Raw genomic sequence first — 24813 nt, forward strand, 5'->3', positions numbered from 1 at the left:
TTTCGCCCGCCCGTGGGAAAACAATTCGGCCCTGGACGCGTAGACGAGCGCATGACCGACTACCGACCCGGCCAGTGTAACATCGGACGAGCGGAGCGACGCAAGCGCCTCGGCTTCGGCGCCGCCGGTCTCCTCGCGACCGGCGCGCTCGTCGCCGTCCTCGTCGTGCTCGGTCTCCCCCCGCTCGCCTTCCTCGTGACTATCGTCCCGCTCTACGCCGGTCTCCTCGGTGTGCTCCAGGCGAAGGAGTCTTTCTGCGTCGGCTTCGCCAAGCAGGGTGTCTACGACGTCAGCGAGTCGGGCGAGGGCCGCCGCGACGTGAGCGACGAGGCGTACCGACGTGCCGACCGCATCCACGCCGTCGCGCTCGCCATCGAGGCGCTCGTCGGTGCGACGGTCGGCGCGGCCTGTCTCTACCTGTTCGGACTCGTCGTCTGAACCGAGGAACCCGAAGACACAGTTTCCTGGCTCTCCTTCGCCCAGCCATGTTCGCCGTCCTCTCCGACACGCACAGCCAGTCCGGCCACGAACTCGCGGGTCGTGCCCGCGACGCCGTCCGCGACGCCGAGGCGGTCGTCCACGCCGGCGACTTCACGACCGAGGCCGCCCTCGACGCCCTCCACGACGCGAGCGAGCGCCTCCACGCGGTCTACGGCAACTCCGACACGTCGGCGGTCCGCGACCGCCTCCCGGAGTCCCGGACGGTCGAACTCGGTCCCGTCAGGGCGGTCGTCACGCACCGCTCGCGGAGCGGCGCGACCGGTCTCAGGTTGCTCGCCCGCCAGCACGGGGCCACGCTCGTGATTCGCGGACACACCCACCGCCCGGCGGTCGAGACCCTCGGCGACGTCACCGTCCTGAATCCGGGGAGCCACGCCGAACCGCGCGGGAACCCCCGCGCACACGCGGAACTCGAACCACGCGAGGACGGACTCGACGGGACCATCTACACCCGCGGGGGCGACGTCGTCGAGGCGTTCCGCGTCGAGTGAGAAAACCAGTGGAGGGCCGACGTCGGGTCGGCGGGGACAGCGGTGGAGGGCCGAAGTGCGGGGCCGGGTGAGGGCCGTGGCCGCCCCGCGGAGGGTGGGTGGTAGTGGGTGCAGTCGAGGGTCTGCACGGGGTACAGGCCGTCTCTCCGACCTGTAGCAGTTGCTTCGGCGGGTACCATCAAGTACTTCGTGTAAGCTCAAACGCGCGTTTGAGTTACTTCCGACGGCCCGCTCGCCCGGCCCGTACCTACCGCCGGCGTGCGGCCCACACGACCCCGAGCACGATCAGGACGAACAGGCCGCCGAGGAAGAAGAGCGCGCCGGGCGGCAGGGCGGCGAGCGTCCCGGCACCCTCGCGGGCCGCCGTGGTCGTCGTCTCCACGCTGGCGGCGCTGAACCCGCCGCCCGATTGGGACGCCGTGGTCGTCGCCTCGCCGCCGGTCGCCGCGTCGCCGCCCGCACCAGCACTCCCGCCGAACGAGAGGCCGCCGGGCGCGAGGAGTGCCTGGACGGCGACGCTCGCGAGCGCGAGGACGCCGACCCCGCCGAGCAACGAGGTGAGCGTCGAGCGGACGTCTTCGCTCTCGGACTCGGGGCCGGCGAAGAGGACGAGCGGGGCGGCCGACGGCGCGTAGACGTTCATCTCGCGGCCCTTCTCGGAGTAGCGCGTGTCGTGGACCTCGACCAGTTCGGCGTCCTGGAGTTTGCCGAGGTGGTACTGGGCGTTCTGGAGCGTCGTGTCCACCTGCTCGGCGAGTTCGGAGGCGGTCCGTGGCGACTCGTGGAGTTCCGAGAGGATCGTCCGGGACGTCTCCGCGGAGAGGGCGGCCAGGAGCCGCTCGGCGTCCTCGTCGTCGACGCCGACGACGCGAGGTTCTCCCTCGGGCGGTTCTCGCTCCGACTCGGAGGGCAGGAGGGACATGAGACGTGGTTGGTCACCGTTCACAATCAGTCTTCCCTCTGTCACCCCCGTCGACGAAACCCTCACGTCGGTGCAGCCAGTAGAGACGGTATGTTCAGCGGCGACGTCGTCTTCGTCATCATCCTCGCGGCCATCTTCCTCTTCATAATCGCGCTCCTCCTCCTCCTCCGACGCACGATCTCGGGCTACCGCGAGGGCGTCGAAGACGCACAGAAGAAGTGAGTTCTGTCCCCCGGCGATTCTCCTCAGACGAGGTCCGCGATTCGGTCGAGGGCGGTGTCGACGTCGGACTCGGTCACGTCGAGGTGTGTACAGAAGCGGACGGTGTACTCGCCGAACTCCGTCCCGTGGACGTCGACGGTCGCACAGCGGTCGAGGAACTCGGCGGCGGTCACGCCCGCGCCCTCGACGTCGACGAGGACGATGTTCGTGTCCGGGTCGGCCGCCGAGAGACCGTCGACGTCGTCCAGCCCGTCGGCCAGACGCTCGGCGTTCTGGTGGTCGACGGCGAGGCGTCCGACGTTGTCGAGGGCGCGGAGTCCCGGCCCGGCGAGGACGCCGGCCTGTCGGAGTCCGCCACCGAAGAGTTTGCGCTCGCGGCGGGCGCGGTCGACGAACGCCTGACTCCCCGCGAGCATCGATCCGACGGGGGCGCCGAGTCCCTTCGAGAGACAGAACATCACGGAGTCGACGTGGCTCGTGATGTCCGTGACGGGCACGTCGAGGGCGACGGCGGCGTTGAACACGCGCGCGCCGTCGAGGTGGACGGGCACGCCGAACTCGCGGGCCGGTTCGGCGGCCGCGGCGACCTCCTCCGGCGGGATGGCGACCCCGCCCTTCCGGTTGTGCGTGTTCTCCAGCGAGAGGAGGCCGGTCCCGGCGGCGTGGAGGTCCTCCGCCGCGAGCGCGTCCGCGACCTGCTCGCCCGACGGGATTCCCGCGTCGCCGCCGTCGAGCGGGCGGATTTGGAGGTCCGCGTGCTGGGCGAACCCGCCGAGTTCGTACTTGTAGACGTGGCTGTTCGCCTCGACGATGGCCTCCTCGCCGCGTTCGGTGTGGACGCGGGCGGCGATCTGGTTGCCCATCGTCCCCGAGGGGACGAACAGGGCGGCTTCCTTCCCCACGAGGTCGGCCGCACGCTCCTCCAGTTCGTTGACCGAGGGGTCTTCGCCGTAGACGTCGTCGCCGACGGGGGCCTCGGCCGCGGCCTCGCGCATCTCGTCACTCGGTCGGGTGACCGTGTCGCTCCGGAGGTCGATCATACTCGAACCCTCGCCCGTCGGCTACAAAGCAGTGGTGAAGCGTCGCCCGCTCCGAAAGACGTTTCCGCCGACTGGACGGGCGTCTACGTATGGACTCACGAATCCGCGACCACGCCGACGTGATCGTCGACCACTCCACGGACGTCCAGGCCGGCGACCGGGTCGTCGTCTCCGCGCCGCCCGCCGCCGAGGACCTCGCCGTCGCCGTCTACGAGCGACTCGCCGAGGAGGGAGCGACGCCCGTGATGCTCGCGGGCGGCCAGAAACTGTACGGCGAGGACCGTGCCTCCCGCGCGTTCCTCCGAACCGTCGACACCGACGACCTCGCCGAACCCGAACACCTCACCGCCCTCTACGAGGAGACGGACGTCGCCATCCGCATCCGTGCGCCGGACAACGCGACCGAGCAGAGCGACGTCGACGAGGAGACGAACGCCGCCTACCAGCGCGCGGTCAAGCCCACTCGCGAAATCCTCCTCTCGACGCGGTGGTGTCTCACCCAGTACCCGACCGCGGGCGCCGCCCAACTCGCGGGGATGAGCACCGAGGCCTACGAGGAGTTCGTCTGGAACGCGGTCAACAAGGACTGGGAGACCCAGCGCGAGCACCAAGAACAGATGGTCGAGCGCCTCGACGCCGCCGACGAGGTGCGCATCGTCTCCGGCGACGAGACGGACCTCACCATGTCGGTCGCGGGGATGAAGACGCTCAACGACTACGGGGAGCACAACCTCCCCGGCGGCGAGGTGTTCACCGCGCCCGTCCCCGACTCCGTCGAGGGCGAGGTGCTCTTCGACAAACCGCTCTACCACAACGGCCGCGAGGTCGAGGACGCCTTCCTCCGCTTCGAGGACGGCGAGGTCGTCGAGCACTCGGCCGCCCGCAACGAGGAGACACTCACCGAGATCCTGGAGACCGACGCGGGCGCCCGGCGCCTCGGCGAACTCGGTATCGGGATGAACCGCGACATCGACCGCTTCACCTACAACATGCTCTTCGACGAGAAGATGGGCGACACCGTCCACCTCGCCGTCGGCATGGCGTACGCCGAGTGCGTCCCCGAGGACCGCGAACCGAACGACTCGGCCACCCACGTCGACATGATCGTCGACATGAGCGAGGACTCCCGTATCGAACTCGACGGCGACGTGGTGCAGCGGAACGGGACGTTCGAGTTCGAGGAAGGGTTCGAGGGGTAGAGTCGAGCGTTCGAGGGAATCTATTTCTCAGTCATCGACCGCCATTTCTCAGTTATCCGCGACAGAACTGAGTTATCTGGGGTGTTGACGAGATATACGGCCGATAACTCAGTTATCGCCGACGTTGTCGAGATATCGAATCCGGCTCGAACCTATTTTTCTCGGTCGGACCCGGGTAATTTGGATATAGACGCTTTGTGGCCGATGGCCGGTCGACGCGTCGCCGTCTTGCGGTGCGCGACGAGCTACCATACCACGTTTTAAGTAAAACCGGTCCGTACGTTGACCTGTGTCTAAGCTCGACTGTCCCGACTGTGGCCGCGGCATCGCCATGCACGAACTCGAGACGAAGACAGTGGCGCAAACGTCGGGGTTCCAGACGAACTATCGGTGTCCGTTCTGTCGGTCGGACTTCGACGACGTCGCGCAGTTAATGTAGTACCTCGCGGGCATCGCCCGCTCCAGTCCGCGCGTGAATCGCGGACCGACCGGGCTCCGGTGGGCCCCGGTCCCTGGTCAGGACCGCGCTCTCACCCGTCACAGCAGCGCGTAGTAGACGACGGCGACGAGCAACAGCAGCGAGAGCAGGACGGCGAGCCACTCGTGCTGTTCTCCCTCGCCCATCCTCAGATGTAGGAGACGACGTACGCGACGCTGGAGCTAATCATCAGGCCGACGAGGAACAGCGAGAGCCACTGTTGGCGTTCCATACCTGCAAAAGTCCCTCCGTCGACTTAGGCGTCCCGCCCGTCGCGCTCGTCCCGCACCCCGACTCACTCGACGCGGACGTCGAGGACGACGTGCTGGACGCCCTCGCTGTGGCTCTTGACGACTCGTCGCGCCTGCACCTCGATTTCGCGCTCGGCGGCGTCGGCCGCGTCGGCGAGTCGCGACTCGGGGCGGTCCCACAGCAGCGTCTCGGGGCAGGCGGTGTGGACGTGGAGGACACCTCCAGAACGGACCGCCGCGAGGGCGGCGTCGAGGTACGCCCGTTCGGTCGCGTCGTAGTAGCCCATCATCACGCGGTCGACGTCGACCGTGGGTGCGACCTCGCGACAGTCGCCGAGGCGTGCGTCGAGGCGGTCCGCGACGTCGTTCAGTCGGGCGTTCTCCCGGAGGTACCCGACGGACGTGGGGTTCTTCTCGACGGCCGTGACCCGCGCGCCGCCGCGGGCCATCGGGAGCGCGAAGTAGCCGATGCCGGCGAACATGTCGAGGACGGCCTCGCCCGCGTCGACGACCTCGCCCATCCGCGCGCGCTCGGCCTTGTTCCCTGGCGAGAACATCACGCGCGAGAGGTCGAGGGCGTACGACGTGCCGTGTTCGACGTGGACCGTCTCGGTGTCGCCCGTTCCCGCGAGGACGCGGACGTCGGGTTCGCGGTGTTCGCCCGCGATTCCGTGTCGTTCGAGGACGGTGTCGGCCTCGCCGTGGAGGTCGAGGAGCGCTTCTCCCACCTCCTCGGGTCGGGGTGCATCACCCGGGTCCACGAGGAGTACGTCGCCGACGACGGCCCACGACGAGGGGGCGCGCTCGACCTCGTCGTCGCTCCACCCGCGCTCGCGGAGGAAGTCGTCGAGCGAGGGCGCCCGCGTCTCGGGGTCGGTCTGGTGGATAGTGTCGCGGACGTCGACGGTCTCGGGCCGAGAAGAGACGGGCAGCGCGACGGTGTCGGCGTCGTGTTCGACGACCTTCCGGGAGGCGTCGTACACCCCCTCCGTTTCGAGTGCGTCGATGGCCGCCTCGGCGTCGGGTTTGGGGACGACGACGGCGAGCGGCCGGTCCTCGTCTCCGGCGTTACCGCTGGGCACGGTCGTCCGGGAGGACGTGGAGACCGGCACGGCTCTTCAGCACGGGGACGGTGTCGGCGTCCGGGTCCATGTACTCCGGGCGCGCGACCGTCTTCGCCTCGTAGGTCTCGGGGTCGAGAACCTGGACGGAGTGGTCGTCCTCGACCGTGACGACGGTGGTCTCCTGGGCGTCGTCGCGCTCGCCGAGTTTGCGGGCGTCGGGGGCGACGCCGTCCTCGAAGGAGGCCTCGTAGTGGTCGCCCGTAGTGATGCGGACGCCCTTCAGGTTGCCCTGGACGCTCCGGACGAGGACCGGTCCCTCGTCGTCGTCGGGGTCGATGACCGCGCCGGGCGTGAACGGCGGGAGGCGGACCGCGAAGGCGACGCGGTAGACGCCGTTGCCGTCCTCGTCCTCGGTGACGAGCGTCTCCGAGTCGTTGACGCTCCCGCCGAACTCCTCGACCAACTTGTTCGAGACCTTCTTGCCGATCTTGTTGGTCGAGAGCTTCATGTCGAGACCCTCGGGTCGTTCGGTGGTCTCGGTGACGAACGCGTCGCGGTCGCCGGTCGCCTCCATCTCGGAGACGATGTCTTCGGCGATCTCGCGGGCGCGCTGGGTCTCCTCGCTGGTCGGGGTCCGGCCCTCGGCGCGGACTTGGACGACGCTGGCGTAGGAGTCGCCGGCGATGCGGCCACAGCGCTGGCAGGTCTGCTTGGCGATCTTGACGGGGACGGTGACCTCGGTGGTCAGTGCCTCGCCGCGGACGACGCCCGAGAAGACACAGTGCATCCGGATGGTCGTCTCGTCGACCTGTTCGGGTTGGACCTGCCAGTCGAACTCCTCGGCGCCGACGTGGACGCCGAGCGCCTCCGTGGTCTCCTCGATGGCGACGTCCGTGTAGTCGCGGGCGCCGACGTCGACCCAGCGGCGGCCGCGGTGGAGGGCCCCACAGTGGGCGCAGACGGTGACTTCGACCCGCTCGGGCATCTCCACGAGGTCGAAGTCCTCGAAGTAGCAGTCGTTGCAGAGTGCCCGTTCGCGTCGCGTCGCCCCCACGTCCGTCTCGACGGTGGGGTCGCCACAGCGTGGGCAGAAGCTCTCGGCAGAACTCATTCTTGCACCCGAGTAGGCCGTCGAGCGGGTTAAACCCCGCGTCGCGGTGCGTCGTGGCGCGCCACGGTGTGAACCGTGTTCCCACGCGCTCCTTCACGTCGTTTCAACCTTCGTCCGTCGGCCACGACCGACCCCACCCCGTCCGGCGGTTTCACTTTCACCCCGGTGTTTACGAGGGTTTATGGTGCCGTGGGCGCAACGAAGGAGTACATGCCTGAAGTAGACCTCGAGGAGCTCTCCGGTGTCGGCCCCGCGACCGCCGAGAAGCTCCGCGAAGCCGGCTACGACTCCTACCAGTCTATCGCCGTGGCGAGCCCCGGCGAACTCTCTAACACCGCGGACGTCGGCGAGTCCAGCGCCTCGGACATCATCCAGAGCGCCCGCCAGGAAGCCGACGTCGGTGGCTTCGAGACCGGTTCGGCCGTCCTCGAACGACGTGAACAGATCGGCAAACTCACCTGGAATGTCGACGAGGTCGACGAACTCCTCGGCGGCGGCGTCGAGACGCAGTCCATCACCGAGGTGTACGGCGAGTTCGGTGCCGGGAAGTCCCAGATCACCCACCAGCTCTCCGTCAACGTCCAGCTCTCGAAGGAACACGGCGGTCTCGAAGGCTCCGCCATCTTCGTCGACTCCGAGGACACGTTCCGTCCCGAGCGTATCGACGACATGGTCCGCGGTCTCGACGACGAGATCATCGCGGACGAACTCGAACGCCGCGAGATCGAGGGCGAACCCGGGGACGACGAGACGATGCAGGCGCTCGTCGAGGACTTCCTCGAGTACATCCACGTTGCGAAGGCGTTCAACTCCAACCACCAGATCCTCCTCGCGGAGAAGGCCAAGGAAGTCGCCCAGGAGAACGAGGACAGCGACATGCCGGTCCGCCTCCTCTGTGTCGACTCCCTCACCGCCCACTTCCGCGCGGAGTACGTCGGCCGTGGTGAACTCGCCGACCGCCAGCAGAAACTCAACAAACACCTCCACGACCTGATGCGCATCGGCGACCTCCACAACACCGCCGTGCTCGTCACCAACCAGGTCCAGTCCAACCCCGACGCCTTCTTCGGCGACCCGACGAAGCCCATCGGTGGCAACATCCTGGGCCACACGTCGACCTTCCGTATCTACCTCCGGAAGTCGAAGAACGACAAGCGTATCGTGCGCCTCGTCGACGCGCCGAACCTCGCCGACGGCGAGGCCGTCATGCGCGTCCAGGACGGCGGTCTGAAGCCCGAGTAACGGCGCTTCTTCCCGTCCGTTCACCCGTCCGACACCGCGTCTCGCCGCCCGCGCGTCACACGTCACACTCCACTGGGCGGCCGTATTCCCCTTCTCCCCCTCGTACACGCGTGGCAGCACTGTCTGGAGCGACGGTGTCGCGACTACGGAGAACCGAGAAACCGGAAAATCGGACCGGACCGCGCTACTCGTCGTCTTCGGTGCTGGTCTGTTCGACGTCCTTCTCGCCGCGGTAGATGTCGGCGCCGTCCTGGACGACCTTCTCGGCGAGCACCGCGCACTTGATGCGCATCGGCGTCACCTCGACGCCGAGCATGTCGAGGACGTCGTCGCGGTCGAGTTCGTCGACCTCCTCTAAGGTCATCCCCGGGAGCTTCTGCGAGAGCATGCTCGCGGAGGCCTGGCTGATGGCACAGCCGTCGCCGTGGAAGGCGACGTTCTCGATGGTCTCGCCGTCGTCGGCGAGTTCGACGTCGAACTCGATCTCGTCACCACAGGAGGGGTTGAAGCCCTCGTGGGAGAACGTCGGGTCCGCCAGCTCCCCGTGGTTGCGGGGGTTCTTGTAGTGGTCCAGAATCTGCTGGCGGTACATGTCCGATCCCATGCTCATAGTTGTCCGTAGCTAGGTCCGTACGGGTGAAAAGGATTCCGCAGGGGCGTCTCGGCGGTCCTCGCCCTGAGCGTGGGGTCCGGCCCCCGCGCCTTTTGTCGGGCCGACCGAACGGCCCGACGGATGCTCTCGCGCGACCGACTCCGGGGCGTGCTCGTCGACGAGGTGTGGGCCTACGGCTACACGCTCACCATCTGGGGTGCCGGCGCCATCCTCATCGCCGAGTACGGCGTCCCCTCCCACGTCGACGTGCTCGGCTACGTCGCGGGGTCGCTCCTCGGCTTCGGTCTCCTGACGTGGTACGCCTTTCAGGGGTTGCTCGTCGGCGTCGAACACGAGCGCCGCGACGTCCGCACGGCCGCTCAGATGGTCCACCTCGGCGCCACCTTCCTGAACCTCGTCGGCGCGGTCGTCTTCGTTCGCCTCGCACACGGCGTCGGCGTCCCGGAGGTACTCACGTTCGCACTCGTCGGCTTCCAGGCGACCGTCGTCTACAGTCTCTTCCTGGTCGTCGAGGAGGAACTGGGTCGGCGCCTGAAGTAACTCAGGCGAAGATGTTCTTCGCGGCTTCGACGCCCTCGACGAGCGCCTCGACTTCCGCGCGCGTGTTGTAGAGGTAGAAGGAGGCACGCACGGAGGCCGGAATGTCCATCTTCTGGTGGAGCGGTTGGGTGCAGTGGTCGCCCGCGCGGATGGCGACGCCGTAGTCGTTGAGGATCGAGGAGAGGTCGTGGGCGTGGACGCCGTCGAGGTTGAACGAGACGAGACCGCCGCGGTCCTCGCCGAGTGGCGGGCCGTAGATCTCGATACCCTCGATCTCGGAGAGGCGTTCGTAGGCGTACTCGGTGACGTACTCCTCGTGCTCACTGATGCGGTCGAGTCCGATCTCGTCGAGGTAGTCGGCGGCGGCGTGGAGCGCGATGCCCTGCGAGATGACCGGCGTCCCGGCCTCGAACTTCCAGGGCAGGTCGTTCCACGTCGCGTCCTCGAAGTCGACCTTCCGGATCATCTCGCCGCCGTACTGGTAGGGCTCCATCTCCTCCAGCAGGTGTTTCTTCCCGTAGAGTCCGCCCACGCCGGTCGGCCCGGCCATCTTGTGCCCGGAGAAGGCGTAGAAGTCGGCGTCGATGGCCTCGACGTCGACCGGGCGGTTCGGGACGGCCTGCGCGCCGTCGACGAAGATGCGCGCGTCGTGTTCGTGGGCCATGTCCGCGAGTTCGCTCACGGGGTTGACGGTCCCGAGGACGTTCGAGACGTGGACGACGGAGACCATCGCCGTGTCGGGGCCGACGAGTTCCTTCGCGTGCTCCATGTCGAGTTTCCCCTCGTCGTCGACGCGGATGTAGCGCACGTCCGCGCCGGTCTTCTTGGCGATCTGCTGCCAGGTGACCAGCGAGGCGTGGTGTTCCATCTCCGTGAGGACGACTTCGTCGCCCTCTCCGAGTTCGTTCAGCCCCCACGCGTAGGCGACGAGGTTCTCGGCCTCGGTGGTGTTCTTGGTGAACACCATCTCCTCGCGCTCGCCGGAGGCGCCGACGAACTCCGCCAGTCGGTCGTGTGCCTCCTCGTAGGCGACGGAGGCCTCCTGACTCAACTGGTGGATGCCGCGGTGGACGTTGGAGTTGTACTCGTAGTAGTACTCCGTGATGGCCTCGACGACCTGTTTCGGCGTCTGGGTCGTCGCGGCGTTGTCGAAGTAGACGAGCGGCGTCCCCTCCCCCACCTCGCGTTCGAGGACCGGGAAGTCCTCGCGGAGCCGCTGGACGTCGAGCGGACTCTCCGATTCCTGGGTTGCCATTAGTGACGGCTAGCACTGCGAGCCATTAGGTCTCTTCGGAAAAGCGGGGGTTTGCCGTGGTCGGCGACGCGTCCTCGGGCCGCGACCGCCGGGTCACGCGACCGACGGGACGCGACCGGTTCGGAGGCGTTCGAGACCGACGACGGAGACACAGGAGACGAACGCGACGGTCCCGAGTTTCCCTCCCGCGCCGGGGAACGCGGCGGTGACGCCGACGAAGACCACGCCCGAGACGCCGCCGGCGAGCGCGACGTGCATCAGGCTCCCCAGCCGGTCGGTCGAGGACATCCCCGCGAAGGAGGCACAGAAGGCGACCGTCGCCAGCGTCGCGCCGGTACCCGGGAGGAGCGGGGGCAGGACGAGTCCCGCGACGAGGCCGACGAGTGCGGAGGCGACGACCGACCCGACGCCGAACCGGCGGGACAGGACGGTCGTCGCGACGGCCCCGGCCGCGGCGACGGGGACGGCGGCGGACGCCGCGGCCCACGGGAGCGCACTCCCGACCGCGTAGTCGGCCGTCGTGAGGGCGGCGGTCGTCGCACAACCGAAGAAGGCGGTCGTCCCGAGTTTCCCGCCGTAGCCGTCGAAGACGCCGCGGCTGACGACGAACGCGAGACCGGCGAGGAGGCCCGCCGCCACGAGGTACGCGACGTCCGAGAACAGCGCCACGGAGGCCATCCCCACGAACGACCCGCAGTAGGCCGCCGCGTCGACCTCCGGCAGGACGAGTCCCGCGACGAGGCCGACGAGCGCGGAGGCGACGACGGGCCCGAACCCGACGTGGACGCCGAGGACGTGCGTGAGCACGGCGGCGGCGACGGCGGCCGAGACCGCCGCGGCGTCGGTCCGGCCGAGCGAGGGGACGGCGGCCGCGACGCCGTGTGAACCCGTCGACGCGTGGACGGCCCGGTCGTACTCGGCGGTGGCCGCGACCCCGCCGGTGAGGACGAGCAGCGTTTCGAGACCGGTCGCACCGCTCACGAGTCCGCGCTCGGCGAGCGTCCACGCGAGCAGGACGGCCGGGGTCCCGACCAGCGCCGCGAACGCCCCGAGCCGGACGGGTACGTATCCACTCTCTGACAATCGAAGAACCACTGGAACACGTCGAGGTAGGAGACGAAGGTGGTTTGAGTCTGATGCCACCGGCGGCGCGTGCCGCACCGTCCGTGGCCGCTACAGTCTGAGGAACTGGGCGTGACGGGTGTCCTCGACGTCGAGGACGTTCGGCTCCGCGACGAACCCCGCGTCGACGGCGAGGGCGACGGCCTCCTCGCCGACGAGGTTCCCGATGGACGCGCGGGCGAGGGTCTCCTCGACCTCTTCGGGCGTAGCCTCCTCGCCGCCGTAGAACTCCTCGGTCACGGTGAGCGAGACGCCACGCTCCTCGTCCTCGAAGGACTCGCCCAGGACGTCCGCGTCACAGACGGTGACGAGGAGGCCCTGGTCGGTGTGGCGCTCGGAGACGATCATCGCGCTCACTCGCTCTCGTGTTCGACGTCGATGTCGTCGAGGATGTCCTGGAGGTCACTGTCCTGTCGGGCCGGTTGGCCGCGCGGCGCCTGCTGCCCCTGTCGCTGACCCTGTGGAGGCTGCTGACCCTGTCGAGGTTGCTGGCCGCCACGAGGTTGGCCGGGCTGTTGACCCCGTCCGCCCTGCTGGGGCTGCTGGCCACCCTGACCGTGACTCGGGCTGCCCTGTTCGACGAGTCGCTCTTCCTGTTGCTGGCGGATCTCCTCGGCGTGCTGTTCGACCTCCTGGGCCTCCTGCTCGCGGCCGAGTTGGTCGAGTGCGCGGGCCTTCTCCTCGAAGACGTCGGCCTGGCGGAAGCCGAGGCGGATGGCGTTGTCGAAGCAGTCGACGGCCTCCTCGTGGCGGCCCTGCTCGTTCTCCATGAAGCCGAGGTTGTACCAGGCCTGCGGGACGTGTTTGTCCTTCTTGACGGCCTGTTCTGCGTGCTCGTAGGCTTCGGTGGTCTTGCCGTACTCCCAGAGAGCGTAGGCGAGGTTCGTCTCGGCCTGGGCGGCGAACTCGCCGTCCTCGTCGACGAACAGCGCCTCCTGCTGGGCGCTGGCGGCCTCGTCCCACTCCTCCAGTTCGGCGTGGGCGATGCCCTTGTTGACCCACGCCTCCTGACGGGTACGGTCGTCGTCGGCGAAGCGGGCCGCGCGCTCGAAGGCGTCGACGGCCTGTTCGTGACGGTTGACGCCGATGTAGCTCAGGCCGACGTCGATGAGTTCGTCCGCGTCGACGTCGTCGGAGGCGACGTTGCGCTCGTCGAGCGTGTCGGCGAGGACGCGGGTGTCGACCGGGTCGACCGTCTCGGGGTCGACGGCTAGCTCCGGCGGGTCGAGATCGAACCCCTCGTACGGATCGTCGAAGCCCTGCCCTTCGGAGAAGTGGTGCTTCTCGGGCGGCTTCCCGTCGTCGGACATAACCCCCGATATGGGAGGCGCGGAGTTAAGGCCTGCGGGACCCTACTGTCGATATGCGACTCTTCGTGAGTGTCGACCTGCCGGACGAACTCGCACCGGCGGTCGAGGCCGTACAGAGCGAGTTCCGCGACGCGAGCGGGTTGAGCTTCACCGACCCCGAACAGGCTCACTTGACGATGAAGTTCCTCGGCGACGTGCCCGAGGCCGAAGTCGGCGCCGTCGAGGAGGCACTCACCCACGCCGCCGAGGAGGCGGCAGTCGAACCGTTCGAGGCCGACGTCGAGGGGTTGGGCGTCTTCCCGAATCTCGACTACATCAGCGTCGTCTGGGCGGGGATCGGCCGCGGGACCGAGGAACTCACCCGACTGCACGAGGCCGTCGAACACCGGATGGTCGACATCGGCTTCGACCCGGAGGACCACGAGTTCACGCCCCACGTGACGCTCGCACGGATGCAACACGCCGGCGGCAAGGAACTCGTCCAGGACCTCGTCGAGGAGACTCACCCCGAGATCGGGACGATGCGCGTCGAGGAACTCCGCCTGACCGAGAGCGAACTCACCTCGGAGGGTCCGGAGTACTCGACGGTCCACGCCGTCGAACTCTGACGCTAGTCCTCGCGCCAGGTCTCTATCTCGTTTTCGAGCGCGGTCGCGACCTCCTCGTAGTCTCTGAGCGTGAGCGAGTCGGCGGTGAGGAACACGCCCTCGCGTTCGGTCGCCACGCGGAGGAGGTAGCCGTTCTCGAAGGAGCGGAGCGTGTACTCGTAGCCGCCGAGTTCCGACCCGCCGTAGGTGTCCTGGGTCATCTGGAACGCCTGCCACTCGTGGCCGACGAACGAGGAGAGGTCGGCGTCGCGTTCGAGGTCGTTCCGGAGGTAGATCTGGTCGTACTCGGTGCGCGTGAAGTAGGTGATAGAGCGGAGACTGTCGCCGACGGCGGCGCGGGCGATGCTACGGATTCGTTCGGCGCCGTCCTCACCGAGGAGTGTGTTGCCCATACACAGGGGTCGACTGCCTCGGTCATAAAACTCGGCGGCCCACACGGTCTTTCGGCGGGGACGAGAAGAACAACGTTTTATGCACGGCAGGGGAAGTGACGAACACTATGAGCAAGAAGAACAAGGCCAAGAAGAAGCGACTGGCCAAACTCGAGAACCAGAACAGCCGCGTCCCGGCCTGGGTCATCATGAAGACGGACCGCGACACGCAGCGCAACCCCAAGCGACGCCACTGGCGGCGTAACGACACCGACGAGTAACGATGAGTGCCAGTGACTTCGAGGAGCGCATCGTCACCGTCCCGCTCCGCGACGCGAAGGCCGCACCGAAGCACGCCCGCGCAGACAAGGCGATGAAGCTCGTTCGCGAGCACCTCGCCCAGCACCTCAACGTCGACGAGGACGCCGTCCGTCTCGACTCGTCCATCAACGAGGCCGTCTGGTCGCGTGGGAAGAAGAACCCGCCGAGTAAGCTTCGCGTCCGCGCCGCCCGCTTCGAGGAAGAGGGCGAGGCGGTCGTCGAGGCCGAACACGCCGAAGAGTAAGGGTGCTACGCGCGTCGTTCGCGGGGTCGCCGTACGTCGGCGTCTTCGCACGAGCTACCGACGATTGCCTGCTCGTCCGACCGGACCTCGACGACGACCTCGTCGACGACCTGTCCGAGGAGCTCGAGGTCCCCGCCGTCCCGACGACGGTCGGTGGATCCGCAACCGTCGGCGCGCTCGCTACGGGTAACTCGAACGGCATCCTCGTCAGCGGTCGCGCTCGCGATCTCGAGATCGAGCGCATCGAGGAAGAGACCGACCTCGACGTGGGCAAACTCCCCGGGAAGGTCAACGCCGCCGGCAACATCGTGCTGGCCAACGACACCGGCGCGTACGTCCACCCGGACCTCTCGCGCGAGGCCGTCCAGGCCGTGCAGGACACACTCGACGTCCCCGTCACACGGGGGACCATCGGCGAGACCGACACCGTCGGGACCGCGGCCGTCGCGAACAACCGCGGCGTCCTCTGCCACCCGAAGGCGACCGACGACGAACTCGACGCCGTCGAGGACGCCCTCGACGCGCACGCGGACATCGGCACCATCAACTACGGTGCCCCGCTCGTCGGGTCGGGTCTCGTCGCCAACGACGGTGGCTACGTCGTCGGCGAGGAGACCACGGGTCCGGAACTCGGGCGCATCGAGGACGCGCTCGGCTTCATCGACTGACGGCCGCCGCTCGTCAGTCGTCGTTTCCGTTCTCTCCGACTCTGACTTCGACTCGTGGCCGTGGCCACGTGCTACTCTCCGATTTCTCCCTCGAACGTCCGTACTGCTCGAACGGCGAGGCCGACGCCGTCGGGTTTCTGAGTAGGAAGATACTTCCCGCTCGCGGACTGGATTCTTGAACATGAGTCTTGGAGGAGGCGGTGGCGGTCAACAGCAGCTACAGGAACTGTCCCAGCAACTGCAGGCCCTCGAGGAGGAGAAGGAGGCCCTCGAGGCCCAGATTGAAGAGTTCGAGGCCGAGAAGCTCGAAATCGACGAGGCCATCGAGGCGCTCGACGCCATCGAGAGCGGCTCGACGGTGCAGGTGCCCCTCGGCGGCGGCGCCTACGTCCGCGCGGAAGTGCAGGACATGGACGAGATCGTCGTCAACCTCGGCGCCGACTACGCGGCCGAGCAGACCGAGGAGGAAGCCGCGGAGACGCTCGACAACAAGAAGGACCACGTCGACGAGCAGATCGAGGACGTCAAAGAGGAGATCGCGGAACTGGAGTCCGAGATGTCCCAGCTCGAACAGCAGGCCCAGCAGATGCAACAGCAGATGATGCAACAGCAGATGCAGCAGGCCCAGCAGCAGGAAGACCAGGAGTAGATAGATGTTCGACGGGCTGAAGGACAAGCTCAACAACTTCCGTAAAGACGCCGAAGAAGTCGCCGAGGAGAAGGCCGAGGAAGTCGAGGAACCCGAAGCGGAGGCCGAAGCCGAGACCGCGGAAGCGGAGACGGAGACGGCGGCCGAAGCGGAGGCACCCGAGACCGAAGCCGAGGCCGAGACGGAGACCGAGGCGGCCGAAGCGGAGGAACCGGAGAGCGAAGCGGTCGAGGAACCCGAAGCAGCGGCGACCGAGGAAGCGGCCGAAGGAGCCGAGGAGGAGACCGAGACCGAATCGTCCTCCGGCACGAGTTTCACCCGGAAGGCGAAGTCCTTCGCCCGCGGACGGGTCGTCATCGAAGAGGAGGACCTCGAGGACCAGTTGTGGGACCTCGAGATGGCCCTCCTCGAGAGCGACGTCGAGATGAGCGTCGCCGAGGAGATTCTCGACCGGATTCGTGAGGAACTCGTCGGCGAGGAGAAGAAGTTCACCGAGAGCACCGGCGACCTCGTCGAGTCGGCGCTCCGGGACGCGCTCCTCGAAGTCATCGGCGTCGGCCAGTTCGACTTCGTCGAGCGCATCGAACAGACCGAGAAGCCGGTCGTCGTCATCTTCACCGGCATCAACGGCGTCGGGAAGACGACGAGCATCGCGAAACTCTCGAAGTACCTCGAAGACCGGGGTCTCTCGACGGTGCTCGCCAACGGCGACACCTACCGCGCCGGCGCGAACGAGCAGATTCGTGAACACGCGGAGACCCTCGGGACCGAGATAATCACCCACGAGCAGGGTGGCGACCCGGCGGCCGTCATCTACGACGGCCTCGAGTACGCCCAGGCCAACGACATCGACGTCGTCCTCGGCGACACCGCGGGCCGCCTCCACACCTCGGAGGACCTGATGGCCCAACTCGAGAAGATCGACCGCGTCGTCGACCCCGACATGACTATCTTCGTCGACGAGGCGGTCGCCGGCCAGGACGCGGTCAACCGCGCGAAGGAGTTCGACTCCGCCGCGGAGATCGACGGCGCCATCCTGACGAAGGCCGACGCCGACTCGCAGGGCGGTGCGGCCATCTCCGTCGCCCACGTCACGGGCAAACCCATCCTCTTCCTCGGGACGGGCCAGGGGTACGACGACATCCAGCGCTTCGACCCCGAGGCGCTGGTCGACGACCTCCTCTCCGAGTAGCGGACTCGGCTCAGGGGAGGCGTCGGCGCACCCACCCGTACGCTTCGTCGTTCCAGTAGAGCAGTGCCACCGTCAGTGGGAACACCAGCGTCGAGAGGTCCCACGAGTAGGTGGTGATGGCCGTCCCGAACAGGGCCGTCGCGCCCGCCAGCGGCAGGAGGACCGAGAAGGTACACCCGACGCAGGTGACGAGACCGAGCAGGCCGGCGACGACGCCGCGGGTCGCCTCCAGCAGACGGGCGTAGACGAGGTACGCCAGCGAGAGGTAGCCGACGAGTTTGAACGGGACGATACTCGCCTGCACGAGCAGGCCGTCGTAGAAGACGAACGGCGCCCACCCCGGCGTGGCGTCGAACCGCACGTCGAGGGCGGTGCCGGGTTCGCCGGCGCCGAACTGCAAGAGGCCGCCCGCGACGAACAGCAGGACGGCGTAGAGGGTCGTGACACCGAGCGCGAAGGCGTACTGCCGGACGTTCTGGGCGGTCGCGTCGACGTTCATCGCCGCCCACAGTCCCACGTTGATCCAGACGAACGGGTAGACGACGTAACGGACGTCCGCGACGGCGACGCTCGCCACCTGCAGGTAGACGAGCACGGCCATCGCCTCGGCGAAGCAGACGCCGGTCCACCACGCCAACGCCTCCGTGCCGAGACCGTACGTCCGTAGGCGGTCCCCGAGACCGGTGTCGGTACTCACGCTCGGCGGTTGGGCCCCGAGGCCCGTATACTCGTCCCTTCGACGCGCGACGCCCCTCGGTCGTCAGCCGTCGACGATCAGTCGAGGCGGGTCTCGGGCGCGCTCCCGGCGACGAGTACGAGGTCGTGTTCGTCGCCGTCGCGGGTGAAAGCCCGGACGTTCTCGGGGCCCCACGGCGGCACCGCGACCAGGAGTCGGGCGGCGAAGTCGTCGGTGATCCCGGGTTCCCTGTCGCCCTTCGGGTGGGAGAGGAACCGGCCCTGCGTCCCGCCGGCGGGCGTCGCGAGGTCGACGCCGAAGACGTTCTTCACGGTCTCGCCCGCGCCGGGGAAGTAGAAGTCCGAGAACACCGGGGTCTCCGGGTCGAGGTCGGCGAGCGGCGTGTCCCCGCGGCCCTGGTCGGAGTCGAGGTCGGAATCGGGGCTGGCGTCGAGGTCACCCGCGGCCGTGGTCGCGAGCGCGACCGTGAGCGGCCTGGGGTCGGCGTCGGCCGCGAGTTCGCAGAGCACCTCCACCAGTGGGTGGGTCGCGTACACCGGGTCGCGCTCGTCGGTGTCGACGTCGGGAGTTGCCATCTACCAGTGAGGAGGTGCTCGGTGGGGAAGAAGCCGACGCCGAGTGACGCACAAGCCTTTAACGCCGCCGTCCCCTCTCATCTAGCAAATGGTACTCGACGACTTGGGGAGTTCCCTACGGGGCACGCTCGACAAGCTCCAGGGGAAGTCCCGCATCAGTGAGGAAGACGTCGAGGAGGTCGTCAAGGAGATCCAGCGCTCGCTCCTGCAGGCCGACGTCGACGTCTCCCTCGTGATGGAGCTCTCCGACTCCATCAAGGAACGCGCACTCGAGGAGGAACCGCCCGGCGGCACGACCGCCCGCGACCACGTCCTCAGCATCGTCTACGAGGAGATGGTCGACCTCGTCGGCGACTCGACCGAACTCCCCCTCGAAGAGCAGACAATCCTCCTCGCCGGTCTCCAGGGGTCGGGGAAGACGACCTCCGCCGCGAAGATGGCCTACTGGTTCTCGAAGAAGGGTCTCCGGCCGGCCATCATCCAGACGGACACCTTCCGACCCGGCGCCTACGACCAGGCCAAGCAGATGGCCGGTCGCGCCGAGGTCGAGTTCTACGGCGACCCCGACGAGGACGACCCGGTGAAGATCGCCCGCGAGGGTCTCGAAGCGACCGAGGACGCCGACGTCCACATCGTCGACACGGCCGGTCGCCACGCCCTCGAAGAGGACCTCATCGACGAGATCGAGGAGATCGACCACGTCGCCGACCCCGACCGGCGCCTGCTCGTCCTCGACGCCGCCATCGGGCAGGGTGCGAAGGACCAGGCCCGCGAGTTCGACGACACCATCGGCATCGACGGCGTCGTCATCACGAAACTCGACGGGACCGCGAAGGGTGGCGGTGCCCTCACGGCCGTCAACGAGACGGACTCGACCATCGCCTTCCTCGGGACCGGTGAGACGGTTCAGGACATCGAGCGCTTCGAGCCCTCGGGGTTCATCTCCCGCCTCCTCGGGATGGGCGACCTCAAACAACTCACCGAGCGCGTCGAGCGCGCGATGCAAGAGACCCAGGAAGAAGAGGAGGACTGGGACCCCGAGGACATGTTGAAGGGTGAGTTCACCCTGAAGGACATGCGCCGGCAGATGGAGGCGATGAACAAGATGGGTCCGCTCGACCAGGTCATGGACATGATTCCGGGGATGGGCGGCGGTCTCATGGACCAACTCCCGGACGACGCGATGGACGTCACCCAGGACCGGATGCGTCACTTCGAGGTCGTCATGGACTCGATGACCGAGGACGAACTGGAGAACCCCCGCTCCATCGGCGCCTCGCAGGTCCGCCGTATCGCCAAGGGTTCGGGCACGGACGAGGAGACGGTCCGCGAACTCCTCGAACAGCACAAGATGATGTCCCGGACGATGAAGCAGTTCCAGGGCATGGGCGACGGCGACATGCAGCGGATGATGAAGAAGATGCAGAACAAGGGCGGCGGAGGCGGCGGTCTCGGCGGCTTCGGTGGCGGCGGCGGCGGTCCGTTCTAGTCAGGCCCGCCACGCGAGGAACCCGGCCTCGCCACCCATCCCACCTTCTCCACCTTCCATCCCACCCTCGCCGAACAGCCGCGAGAACGTTCTGACGAGGTCGAGGACGGCCTCGAGTATCTGGTCGACTTGCTGAATCGTCTCCACGATGCCGTTGGCCGCGAGCGTCGCGGGCGCCGTCGGGAGGACGACGGTCCCGACGACCGCGAGGAGTGCCGCCAGCGAACCGGCGCCGACGGTGAGTGACGCCAGCAACGTGTGACGTGGTGCGTGCATACTGGCACGTCGGGTCGCCGGCGACAAAGGCGTGCGGGCCACACAGTCGGACGGTTTTTGTGGGCGAGCGTCGGAGTATCCGCCGATGGACCTGCGGCGTCTCGCCGACCTCGACGCGCTCTTCTTGACCGCGGGACTCTGGTTTCTCGCTAAGTTCCTCCGATACGCCTTCCCGCCGCTGTTCCCCGAGTTCCAGCGCCTCTACGGCGTCTCGAACGGCGCGCTCGGATTGGCGTTCACCGCGATGATGCTCGTCTACGCGCTGATGCAGTTCCCCGCCGGCGCGCTCGCCGACCGCCTCGGCCCGGTCCGCGTCGTCGCCGCGGGGGCGCTCGTCACCGCCGGTGCGTCGCTCGCCCTCTTCGCGCCGGTCCCCTTCCCGCTCCTCGTCGCGGGGATGGTGGTCGTCGGACTCGGGACCGGCGTCCACAAGACGGTCGCGGTCCGCCTGCTCTCGACGGTCTACCCCCACCGGAAGGGGCGGGCGCTGGGCGTCCTCGACACCTTCGGCGCGTTCGGTGGCGTCGTCGCGCCCGCGGCCGTCGTCGTCCTGACCGGGACCCCCGGCTGGCACGTCCTCTTCCTCGTCGGCGGCGTCGTCGGGGTGCTCCTGGCCGGTGGGTTCGTCGCCCGCGTCCCGGCGCGCGTCCCCGAGGTGGACGGCGGCGACGGCGGGAGCGGCGCCGCGGTGGCCGACTACCTCTCGCTGTTCGCCGACGCCCGCTTCGACGCGTTCGTCCTCGTCACCGTCGGGTTCTCCTTCGCCTACAACGGTGCCGTCGCCTTCCTCCCTCTCTACCTCACCGACGCCGCGGGTCTCGACGCCGCGACCGCGAGTCTGCTCTACAGCGCGCTCTTCGTCGTCAGCCTCGTCCAACTCGTTACGGGCGAGTTGAGCGACCGACTCGGCTCCCTCCACGTGGTCGTCGGGACGCTCGTCCTCGCCGCCGTCGGGTTGGCCGGCGTCCTCTTCGGACCGGGTGCCTCGCCGCTCGCCCTCGGGGTCGCCGTCGTCGCCTTCGGCCTCGGGAGCCACGGATTCCGCCCGGTCCGCGGTGCCTACCTCGTCGAACTCGTCCCGGACTCGCTGGCGGGCGGCGGACTCGGCGTCGTCCGCACCATCCTGATGGGCGCGGGCGCCGTCGCCCCGGCGGTCGTCGGTATCGTCTCCGAGACGGCCGGCTTCGACGCCGCGTTCGGCCTCCTGCTCGCCGGTCTCGTCGTCGCGGTCGTCGTCGCGGTCGGCCTGCTCGTCACGGAGTAGGCGTCGAGTGTGGCGCGAATCGGTTCGGCCCGGTTTTTTATCCCTCGTCCCCGTCGCTTCTTCCACATGGGCGTGCGCGACGTCGCACGGAACGCGTACGAGGAGGCGCTCCCCGCGTTGCTCGCCAGTGCCGTCGGCGGGCTGTTCGCCGGCGCCGTCCTCGGCGGGATGCAGGCCGAGTTGAAGGCCGTCGAGGGGTTGCTCGTGCTCGTCCCCGCGCTGCTCGCCACCCGCGGGAACGTCTACGGGTCGCTCGGGGCGCGCCTCGCCAGTGGTCTCCACCAGGGTATCGTCGAACCGTACTTCGACGTCGACGACGAGCGCCTCCGCGCGGCCGTCGCCGCCGCGATGGCCAACGGCCTGCTCGCGTGTGTCTTCGCCGCCGTCGTCGCCTACCTCGTCCTCCTCGGTCTCGGTCGAGCGACCGCGCCGCTGCCGGTCCTCGTCGCCATCGCCCTCGTCACGGGGCTCCTCTCGGGGGTCGTGCTCACCGTCGCCGTCGTGCTCGTCGTCTTCGTCGGCTTCCGCAACGGGCAGAACCCCGACGCGCTCGTCGGTCCCATCGTCACGACCACCGGCGACGTCTTCGGGATGCTCTCGTTGCTCGCGGCCGTCTGGATCGTCGCGGGGGTGCTGTAGATGCCGGAGAACTGGACCGTCGGGGCGATTTCGCGTGCGATGTTGCCCGTCCTCCTCCCGTTGACCGTCGTCGAGGTGGGCAGCGGTCTCGTCCTCGGGACGTTCGAGGCCGACCTCTACGCCCACCCCTCGTTGCTCGTGCTCGTCCCCGTCACCATCGGGATGGCCGGGAACCTCGGGAGCATCCTCGCCTCGCGGCTCTCGACGGCGTTCCACCTCGGCACGCTCTCCTTCGACCCGCGCGACGACGACCTCGCGGGCAACGCGCTGGCGACGATGGCACTCGCGCTCACGCTCTTCCCGCTGGCCGGCGTCGGCGCGTGGGCCATCAAGGCAGTCACGGGGACGACCGACCTCGGGGTGGTGACCGTCGTCCTCGTCTCGCTGACCAGCGGCGCCGCGCTCGCGCTCCTCGCCATCGCCGTGACGCTGGTGTCGACCTACGCCGCCTACCACCTCGAACTCGACCCGGACGACGTGGTCATCCCGGTGGTCACCAACACCTGCGACGTGCTCGGCGTCGTCATCCTCTACGCCGTCGTCCAGGTGCTCGTCCCCTGATCAGGTGACCCGGACGGTCACCGAACGCGTCCGCGGGCCGTCGCACTCGACGAGGAGAATCGACTGCCACGTTCCGACGTCGAGGTCGCCGTCGGTGACGGGGACCTGTACGCTCTCGCCGAGGAGCAGGGCACGGAGGTGGCTGTCGGCGTTGCCGTCGAGGCGGTCGTGTTTCCACCCCTCGTCGGGGACGAGGTCCGCGAGGAACGTCTCGACGTCGTCGAGCAGACGCGACTCCGCCTCGTTGACGACGACGCCGGCGGTCGTGTGGCGGACGAACACCGTCGCCACGCCGTCCGCGCCCGCGGGGACCGCCTCGCGTACGCGCTCGGTCACGTCCACGACGTCCGTCTTCGACTCGGTCTCGACCGTGAACTCGGACATACGCGCGACGTCGACCGGGTCGCACTAACCGCTTCCGACGGCGCCTCGGTCCCGCTGGTCTCCCTACTGCTCGTGCTCGCCGAGTCGGTAGCGGCGGTCGACTTTCTCGACGTGTCCGAAGTACGAGAGGACGTCGAGCATCGCGCCGATGCGCTCGCTGTCGAACTCGTCGGCCAGTCCGGCGTACTCCGCGATCTTCGACTGTTGGTTCCCCTCGCCGTCGGTGCGCTCGTGGGCCTCGCGGACGCCGTCGAGGAGGCGGGCGAACGTCCGGGTCAGGTCGCCGAAACGGCGCTCTTCTGCGCCGGCGACGCCCAGGTCGGCGAGGTCGTCCGCGATGTCTTCGAGCGAGTCGGCTTCGACGGTGTACGTCGGCATACCTGCCGGTGCGCCGGAGCGACGCATAGTCGTTGCGGTAACTCGGCAAAACGAGGGTATATCTGAGAAATGGAGCGGATAGTCGAGATATGGGGCCGATAATCGAAATACGCGGTCGATAACCGAGATATGGAGCCGATAACTGAGAAACGAGCGCGGTAACTCAGATATCGTCTTCCTCGACGACGGGTTCGCCGGCCTCCGTCTCGGGGGTGAGGTAGGCGACGAACCGCTCGACCGAGGGTTCGTGGACCGTCACCTCGACGTGGATGTCGCCGAGTTCGTCGGGGCTGCCGACCGAGAAGTTGACGACGCCCTGTCGGGCGGCCTGCTTCTTCAGGTCGAAGGTGAAGCCGTCCTCGGTGCGGCCCTCGCGGAAGCGCCCGCGGGCGGTGTCGAGGATGCGCTGTTCGAACAGTTTCTCGCGGAATTCCTCGACGTCGTGGGTCTCCGCCCGGACCTCCTCGGAGGTGACCTCGACGTCGGCGCTCGGGAAGATGTTCTGCACGGCGTCGGCGACGCGCTCGCCGACTTCCGTGGCTTTCACCGGGGCCGTGATCTCGACGTCGACGCTGTAGATCATCGGTGCTCCTCGACGATTTCCTCGATGCGTTCCTGGAACTCCTCGAGCGACCCGACGTTCTCGATAGTGACGTCGGCCATCTCCATCGCCTCCTCCATGCCGAAGGACCGTTCGCGGGCGTCGCGGGCGCGGAGGCTCTCGCCGCCCTCCAGTTCGCCCTTGTCGCGGCCGCGCTCGGTGATGCGCTCCTTGCGGAGTTCGTAGGGGGCCTCGATGCTCACGAGCACGAAGTCGTCGCCGAACGCCTCCTGGAAGCGTTCGACCTCGGCGTCCGAGCGGAGGCCGTCGACGAGCACGACGTCGTGGTCGTCGAGGTAGTTGCGGACGATCGGCAGCGAGCGCTCGGCGATGGCTCCCTCGCCCTCCTCTTCGCGGAGTTTCTTCGCCACTTCGCCGTGGTGGGTCGCCGGGTCCAGTCCGCGGTCGCGACACTCCTCGCGGATGACGTCGCCCATGGTCACGACGGGGACGCCGAGCGACTCCGCGACGGCCGCGGCCTCGCCCTTCCCGCTTCCGGGGAGTCCGACGGTTCCGATGACAGTCATTACCCGAA

The 24813-nt window shown here is 68.1% G+C and carries 34 protein-coding genes; 17 read left to right on the top strand and 17 right to left on the bottom strand.

Annotated features, from left to right (window positions below; translation table 11 throughout):
• The first annotated feature begins 51 nt into the window (after window positions 1-51).
• Both P0Y33_RS13090 and P0Y33_RS13095 read left to right on the top strand, forming a co-directional pair.
• Complete coding sequence (locus P0Y33_RS13090; RefSeq protein ID WP_279527839.1) at window positions 52-438, top strand: hypothetical protein; 387 nt, start codon at window positions 52-54, stop codon at window positions 436-438.
• Window positions 439-485: 47 nt separating this feature from the next.
• Window positions 486-992, top strand: a complete 507-nt coding sequence (locus P0Y33_RS13095) for a metallophosphoesterase (RefSeq protein WP_279527840.1) — start codon at window positions 486-488, stop codon at window positions 990-992.
• A gap of 247 nt (window positions 993-1239) precedes the next feature.
• Here the strand turns inward: P0Y33_RS13095 and P0Y33_RS13100 are convergent, their stop codons facing one another.
• On the bottom strand, window positions 1240-1914 hold the full coding sequence (locus P0Y33_RS13100) for an ArsR/SmtB family transcription factor (RefSeq protein WP_279527841.1): 675 nt from the start codon (window positions 1912-1914) through the stop codon (window positions 1240-1242).
• Between the two features lie 90 nt (window positions 1915-2004).
• Here P0Y33_RS13100 and P0Y33_RS13105 point away from each other — a divergent pair, with 90 nt between their 5' ends.
• Entirely contained in the window at window positions 2005-2136 is a 132-nt protein-coding gene (locus P0Y33_RS13105; protein WP_279527842.1) for a DUF7859 family protein, read from the top strand.
• A 23-nt stretch (window positions 2137-2159) separates the two neighbouring features.
• Here the strand turns inward: P0Y33_RS13105 and ltaE are convergent, their stop codons facing one another.
• The gene (ltaE, locus tag P0Y33_RS13110) at window positions 2160-3176 is read right to left on the bottom strand and encodes a low-specificity L-threonine aldolase (RefSeq protein ID WP_279527843.1); all 1017 of its coding nucleotides are present in this window, start codon (window positions 3174-3176) and stop codon (window positions 2160-2162) included.
• A gap of 89 nt (window positions 3177-3265) precedes the next feature.
• Here ltaE and P0Y33_RS13115 point away from each other — a divergent pair, with 89 nt between their 5' ends.
• Both P0Y33_RS13115 and P0Y33_RS13120 read left to right on the top strand, forming a co-directional pair.
• On the top strand, window positions 3266-4375 hold the full coding sequence (locus P0Y33_RS13115) for an aminopeptidase (RefSeq protein WP_279527844.1): 1110 nt from the start codon (window positions 3266-3268) through the stop codon (window positions 4373-4375).
• 289 nt (window positions 4376-4664) lie between these two features.
• Entirely contained in the window at window positions 4665-4814 is a 150-nt protein-coding gene (locus P0Y33_RS13120; protein ID WP_279527845.1) for a hypothetical protein, read from the top strand.
• A 334-nt stretch (window positions 4815-5148) separates the two neighbouring features.
• On the opposite strand, the gene P0Y33_RS13125 is transcribed toward P0Y33_RS13120, so the two are convergent.
• Both P0Y33_RS13125 and P0Y33_RS13130 read right to left on the bottom strand, forming a co-directional pair.
• Window positions 5149-6186 carry a class I SAM-dependent methyltransferase gene (locus P0Y33_RS13125; protein WP_279527846.1) on the bottom strand — a complete coding sequence of 346 codons (1038 nt, stop codon included), beginning with the start codon at window positions 6184-6186 and terminating at the stop codon, window positions 5149-5151.
• Window positions 6173-7279 carry a 60S ribosomal export protein NMD3 gene (locus P0Y33_RS13130; protein WP_279527847.1) on the bottom strand — a complete coding sequence of 369 codons (1107 nt, stop codon included), beginning with the start codon at window positions 7277-7279 and terminating at the stop codon, window positions 6173-6175. Before P0Y33_RS13130 ends, P0Y33_RS13125 begins: the two co-directional genes overlap by 14 nt.
• Before the next feature lie 210 nt (window positions 7280-7489).
• On the opposite strand from P0Y33_RS13130, the gene radA reads away from it, so the two are divergent.
• Entirely contained in the window at window positions 7490-8521 is a 1032-nt protein-coding gene (gene radA / locus P0Y33_RS13135) for a DNA repair and recombination protein RadA (protein ID WP_279527848.1), read from the top strand.
• A gap of 184 nt (window positions 8522-8705) precedes the next feature.
• Here radA and sufU read toward each other — a convergent pair whose 3' ends face one another.
• On the bottom strand, window positions 8706-9131 hold the full coding sequence (gene sufU, locus P0Y33_RS13140) for a Fe-S cluster assembly sulfur transfer protein SufU (protein WP_279527849.1): 426 nt from the start codon (window positions 9129-9131) through the stop codon (window positions 8706-8708).
• Between the two features lie 123 nt (window positions 9132-9254).
• On the opposite strand from sufU, the gene P0Y33_RS13145 reads away from it, so the two are divergent.
• Window positions 9255-9674 (top strand): hypothetical protein, encoded by a 420-nt coding sequence (locus P0Y33_RS13145; protein WP_279527850.1) that lies wholly within the window; start codon window positions 9255-9257, stop codon window positions 9672-9674.
• Window position 9675: 1 nt separating this feature from the next.
• On the opposite strand, the gene P0Y33_RS13150 is transcribed toward P0Y33_RS13145, so the two are convergent.
• The 4 genes from P0Y33_RS13150 to P0Y33_RS13165 form a co-directional block, all read right to left on the bottom strand.
• A complete protein-coding gene (locus P0Y33_RS13150; protein WP_279527851.1) occupies window positions 9676-10929 on the bottom strand; it encodes an aminotransferase class V-fold PLP-dependent enzyme in 1254 nt (417 codons plus the stop codon).
• A 93-nt stretch (window positions 10930-11022) separates the two neighbouring features.
• Window positions 11023-12012, bottom strand: coding sequence for a hypothetical protein (locus tag P0Y33_RS13155; protein WP_279527852.1), 990 nt, complete (start codon window positions 12010-12012; stop codon window positions 11023-11025).
• Window positions 12013-12102: 90 nt separating this feature from the next.
• On the bottom strand, window positions 12103-12399 hold the full coding sequence (locus P0Y33_RS13160) for a DUF424 domain-containing protein (RefSeq protein ID WP_279527853.1): 297 nt from the start codon (window positions 12397-12399) through the stop codon (window positions 12103-12105).
• Between the two features lie 5 nt (window positions 12400-12404).
• On the bottom strand, window positions 12405-13361 hold the full coding sequence (locus tag P0Y33_RS13165; RefSeq protein WP_279527854.1) for a tetratricopeptide repeat protein: 957 nt from the start codon (window positions 13359-13361) through the stop codon (window positions 12405-12407).
• 53 nt (window positions 13362-13414) lie between these two features.
• On the opposite strand from P0Y33_RS13165, the gene thpR reads away from it, so the two are divergent.
• Complete coding sequence (gene thpR, locus P0Y33_RS13170) at window positions 13415-13969, top strand: RNA 2',3'-cyclic phosphodiesterase (protein ID WP_279527855.1); 555 nt, start codon at window positions 13415-13417, stop codon at window positions 13967-13969.
• Between the two features lie 2 nt (window positions 13970-13971).
• On the opposite strand, the gene P0Y33_RS13175 is transcribed toward thpR, so the two are convergent.
• Entirely contained in the window at window positions 13972-14361 is a 390-nt protein-coding gene (locus P0Y33_RS13175) for a DUF7522 family protein (RefSeq protein ID WP_279527856.1), read from the bottom strand.
• Between the two features lie 107 nt (window positions 14362-14468).
• On the opposite strand from P0Y33_RS13175, the gene P0Y33_RS13180 reads away from it, so the two are divergent.
• The 5 genes from P0Y33_RS13180 (at window position 14469) to ftsY (ending at window position 17414) form a co-directional block, all read left to right on the top strand.
• Window positions 14469-14621: a 50S ribosomal protein L39e gene (locus tag P0Y33_RS13180; RefSeq protein WP_279527857.1), complete on the top strand. Its 153-nt coding sequence runs from the start codon at window positions 14469-14471 to the stop codon at window positions 14619-14621.
• A 2-nt stretch (window positions 14622-14623) separates the two neighbouring features.
• A complete protein-coding gene (locus tag P0Y33_RS13185) occupies window positions 14624-14905 on the top strand; it encodes a 50S ribosomal protein L31e (protein WP_279527858.1) in 282 nt (93 codons plus the stop codon).
• 2 nt (window positions 14906-14907) lie between these two features.
• Window positions 14908-15573, top strand: a complete 666-nt coding sequence (locus tag P0Y33_RS13190; protein ID WP_279527859.1) for a translation initiation factor IF-6 — start codon at window positions 14908-14910, stop codon at window positions 15571-15573.
• A 181-nt stretch (window positions 15574-15754) separates the two neighbouring features.
• Entirely contained in the window at window positions 15755-16222 is a 468-nt protein-coding gene (pfdA, locus tag P0Y33_RS13195; RefSeq protein WP_279527860.1) for a prefoldin subunit alpha, read from the top strand.
• A 4-nt stretch (window positions 16223-16226) separates the two neighbouring features.
• Entirely contained in the window at window positions 16227-17414 is a 1188-nt protein-coding gene (gene ftsY / locus P0Y33_RS13200; RefSeq protein WP_279527861.1) for a signal recognition particle-docking protein FtsY, read from the top strand.
• A gap of 10 nt (window positions 17415-17424) precedes the next feature.
• On the opposite strand, the gene P0Y33_RS13205 is transcribed toward ftsY, so the two are convergent.
• Together P0Y33_RS13205 and P0Y33_RS13210 are read right to left on the bottom strand one after the other, a co-directional pair.
• Window positions 17425-18111, bottom strand: coding sequence for a DUF7546 family protein (locus tag P0Y33_RS13205; protein ID WP_279527862.1), 687 nt, complete (start codon window positions 18109-18111; stop codon window positions 17425-17427).
• A 77-nt stretch (window positions 18112-18188) separates the two neighbouring features.
• Window positions 18189-18686, bottom strand: a complete 498-nt coding sequence (locus P0Y33_RS13210) for a hypothetical protein (protein ID WP_279527863.1) — start codon at window positions 18684-18686, stop codon at window positions 18189-18191.
• A gap of 88 nt (window positions 18687-18774) precedes the next feature.
• Between P0Y33_RS13210 and P0Y33_RS13215 the strand changes: the two genes are divergently transcribed.
• Entirely contained in the window at window positions 18775-20175 is a 1401-nt protein-coding gene (locus P0Y33_RS13215; RefSeq protein ID WP_279527864.1) for a signal recognition particle protein Srp54, read from the top strand.
• Here P0Y33_RS13215 and P0Y33_RS13220 read toward each other — a convergent pair whose 3' ends face one another.
• Entirely contained in the window at window positions 20176-20451 is a 276-nt protein-coding gene (locus tag P0Y33_RS13220) for a hypothetical protein (protein ID WP_279527865.1), read from the bottom strand.
• An 85-nt stretch (window positions 20452-20536) separates the two neighbouring features.
• Here P0Y33_RS13220 and P0Y33_RS13225 point away from each other — a divergent pair, with 85 nt between their 5' ends.
• From P0Y33_RS13225 to P0Y33_RS13235, 3 genes are all read left to right on the top strand, one after another.
• The gene (locus P0Y33_RS13225; protein ID WP_279527866.1) at window positions 20537-21715 is read left to right on the top strand and encodes an MFS transporter; all 1179 of its coding nucleotides are present in this window, start codon (window positions 20537-20539) and stop codon (window positions 21713-21715) included.
• A gap of 66 nt (window positions 21716-21781) precedes the next feature.
• Window positions 21782-22354 (top strand): magnesium transporter, encoded by a 573-nt coding sequence (locus P0Y33_RS13230; protein ID WP_279527867.1) that lies wholly within the window; start codon window positions 21782-21784, stop codon window positions 22352-22354.
• Window positions 22355-22915, top strand: coding sequence for a magnesium transporter (locus P0Y33_RS13235; RefSeq protein WP_279527868.1), 561 nt, complete (start codon window positions 22355-22357; stop codon window positions 22913-22915).
• Here P0Y33_RS13235 and P0Y33_RS13240 read toward each other — a convergent pair whose 3' ends face one another.
• From P0Y33_RS13240 to P0Y33_RS13255, 4 genes are all read right to left on the bottom strand, one after another.
• Window positions 22916-23299 carry a secondary thiamine-phosphate synthase enzyme YjbQ gene (locus tag P0Y33_RS13240; protein ID WP_279527869.1) on the bottom strand — a complete coding sequence of 128 codons (384 nt, stop codon included), beginning with the start codon at window positions 23297-23299 and terminating at the stop codon, window positions 22916-22918.
• 63 nt (window positions 23300-23362) lie between these two features.
• Window positions 23363-23677: a hypothetical protein gene (locus P0Y33_RS13245; RefSeq protein WP_279527870.1), complete on the bottom strand. Its 315-nt coding sequence runs from the start codon at window positions 23675-23677 to the stop codon at window positions 23363-23365.
• Window positions 23678-23840: 163 nt separating this feature from the next.
• Complete coding sequence (locus tag P0Y33_RS13250) at window positions 23841-24260, bottom strand: RNA-binding domain-containing protein (RefSeq protein WP_279527871.1); 420 nt, start codon at window positions 24258-24260, stop codon at window positions 23841-23843.
• Window positions 24257-24805 carry an AAA family ATPase gene (locus P0Y33_RS13255; protein WP_279527872.1) on the bottom strand — a complete coding sequence of 183 codons (549 nt, stop codon included), beginning with the start codon at window positions 24803-24805 and terminating at the stop codon, window positions 24257-24259. Before P0Y33_RS13255 ends, P0Y33_RS13250 begins: the two co-directional genes overlap by 4 nt.
• Window positions 24806-24813 lie beyond the last annotated feature (8 nt).

This window comes from Halospeciosus flavus (assembly GCF_029814175.1).
GTDB lineage: Archaea > Halobacteriota > Halobacteria > Halobacteriales > Halobacteriaceae > Halospeciosus > Halospeciosus flavus.

Bases quoted from the DNA above. Each gene is read 5' to 3' on its own strand.
- P0Y33_RS13185 (WP_279527858.1), top strand. From the start codon at position 14,624: ATGAGTGCCAGTGACTTCGAGGAGCGCATCGTCACCGTCCCGCTCCGC.
- radA (WP_279527848.1), top strand. From the start codon at position 7,490: ATGCCTGAAGTAGACCTCGAGGAGCTCTCCGGTGTCGGCCCCGCGACC.
- P0Y33_RS13145 (WP_279527850.1), top strand. From the start codon at position 9,255: ATGCTCTCGCGCGACCGACTCCGGGGCGTGCTCGTCGACGAGGTGTGG.
- P0Y33_RS13180 (WP_279527857.1), top strand. From the start codon at position 14,469: ATGAGCAAGAAGAACAAGGCCAAGAAGAAGCGACTGGCCAAACTCGAG.
- pfdA (WP_279527860.1), top strand. From the start codon at position 15,755: ATGAGTCTTGGAGGAGGCGGTGGCGGTCAACAGCAGCTACAGGAACTG.
- P0Y33_RS13165 (WP_279527854.1), bottom strand. From the start codon at position 13,361: ATGTCCGACGACGGGAAGCCGCCCGAGAAGCACCACTTCTCCGAAGGG.
- sufU (WP_279527849.1), bottom strand. From the start codon at position 9,131: ATGAGCATGGGATCGGACATGTACCGCCAGCAGATTCTGGACCACTAC.
- P0Y33_RS13255 (WP_279527872.1), bottom strand. From the start codon at position 24,805: ATGACTGTCATCGGAACCGTCGGACTCCCCGGAAGCGGGAAGGGCGAG.
- P0Y33_RS13160 (WP_279527853.1), bottom strand. From the start codon at position 12,399: ATGATCGTCTCCGAGCGCCACACCGACCAGGGCCTCCTCGTCACCGTC.
- P0Y33_RS13240 (WP_279527869.1), bottom strand. From the start codon at position 23,299: ATGTCCGAGTTCACGGTCGAGACCGAGTCGAAGACGGACGTCGTGGAC.
- P0Y33_RS13150 (WP_279527851.1), bottom strand. From the start codon at position 10,929: ATGGCAACCCAGGAATCGGAGAGTCCGCTCGACGTCCAGCGGCTCCGC.
- P0Y33_RS13215 (WP_279527864.1), top strand. From the start codon at position 18,775: ATGGTACTCGACGACTTGGGGAGTTCCCTACGGGGCACGCTCGACAAG.
- P0Y33_RS13225 (WP_279527866.1), top strand. From the start codon at position 20,537: ATGGACCTGCGGCGTCTCGCCGACCTCGACGCGCTCTTCTTGACCGCG.
- thpR (WP_279527855.1), top strand. From the start codon at position 13,415: ATGCGACTCTTCGTGAGTGTCGACCTGCCGGACGAACTCGCACCGGCG.
- P0Y33_RS13115 (WP_279527844.1), top strand. From the start codon at position 3,266: ATGGACTCACGAATCCGCGACCACGCCGACGTGATCGTCGACCACTCC.
- ftsY (WP_279527861.1), top strand. From the start codon at position 16,227: ATGTTCGACGGGCTGAAGGACAAGCTCAACAACTTCCGTAAAGACGCC.
- P0Y33_RS13235 (WP_279527868.1), top strand. From the start codon at position 22,355: ATGCCGGAGAACTGGACCGTCGGGGCGATTTCGCGTGCGATGTTGCCC.
- P0Y33_RS13210 (WP_279527863.1), bottom strand. From the start codon at position 18,686: ATGGCAACTCCCGACGTCGACACCGACGAGCGCGACCCGGTGTACGCG.
- P0Y33_RS13130 (WP_279527847.1), bottom strand. From the start codon at position 7,279: ATGAGTTCTGCCGAGAGCTTCTGCCCACGCTGTGGCGACCCCACCGTC.
- P0Y33_RS13245 (WP_279527870.1), bottom strand. From the start codon at position 23,677: ATGCCGACGTACACCGTCGAAGCCGACTCGCTCGAAGACATCGCGGAC.
- P0Y33_RS13250 (WP_279527871.1), bottom strand. From the start codon at position 24,260: ATGATCTACAGCGTCGACGTCGAGATCACGGCCCCGGTGAAAGCCACG.
- P0Y33_RS13100 (WP_279527841.1), bottom strand. From the start codon at position 1,914: ATGTCCCTCCTGCCCTCCGAGTCGGAGCGAGAACCGCCCGAGGGAGAA.
- P0Y33_RS13220 (WP_279527865.1), bottom strand. From the start codon at position 20,451: ATGCACGCACCACGTCACACGTTGCTGGCGTCACTCACCGTCGGCGCC.
- P0Y33_RS13230 (WP_279527867.1), top strand. From the start codon at position 21,782: ATGGGCGTGCGCGACGTCGCACGGAACGCGTACGAGGAGGCGCTCCCC.
- ltaE (WP_279527843.1), bottom strand. From the start codon at position 3,176: ATGATCGACCTCCGGAGCGACACGGTCACCCGACCGAGTGACGAGATG.
- P0Y33_RS13175 (WP_279527856.1), bottom strand. From the start codon at position 14,361: ATGGGCAACACACTCCTCGGTGAGGACGGCGCCGAACGAATCCGTAGC.
- P0Y33_RS13090 (WP_279527839.1), top strand. From the start codon at position 52: ATGACCGACTACCGACCCGGCCAGTGTAACATCGGACGAGCGGAGCGA.
- P0Y33_RS13105 (WP_279527842.1), top strand. From the start codon at position 2,005: ATGTTCAGCGGCGACGTCGTCTTCGTCATCATCCTCGCGGCCATCTTC.
- P0Y33_RS13095 (WP_279527840.1), top strand. From the start codon at position 486: ATGTTCGCCGTCCTCTCCGACACGCACAGCCAGTCCGGCCACGAACTC.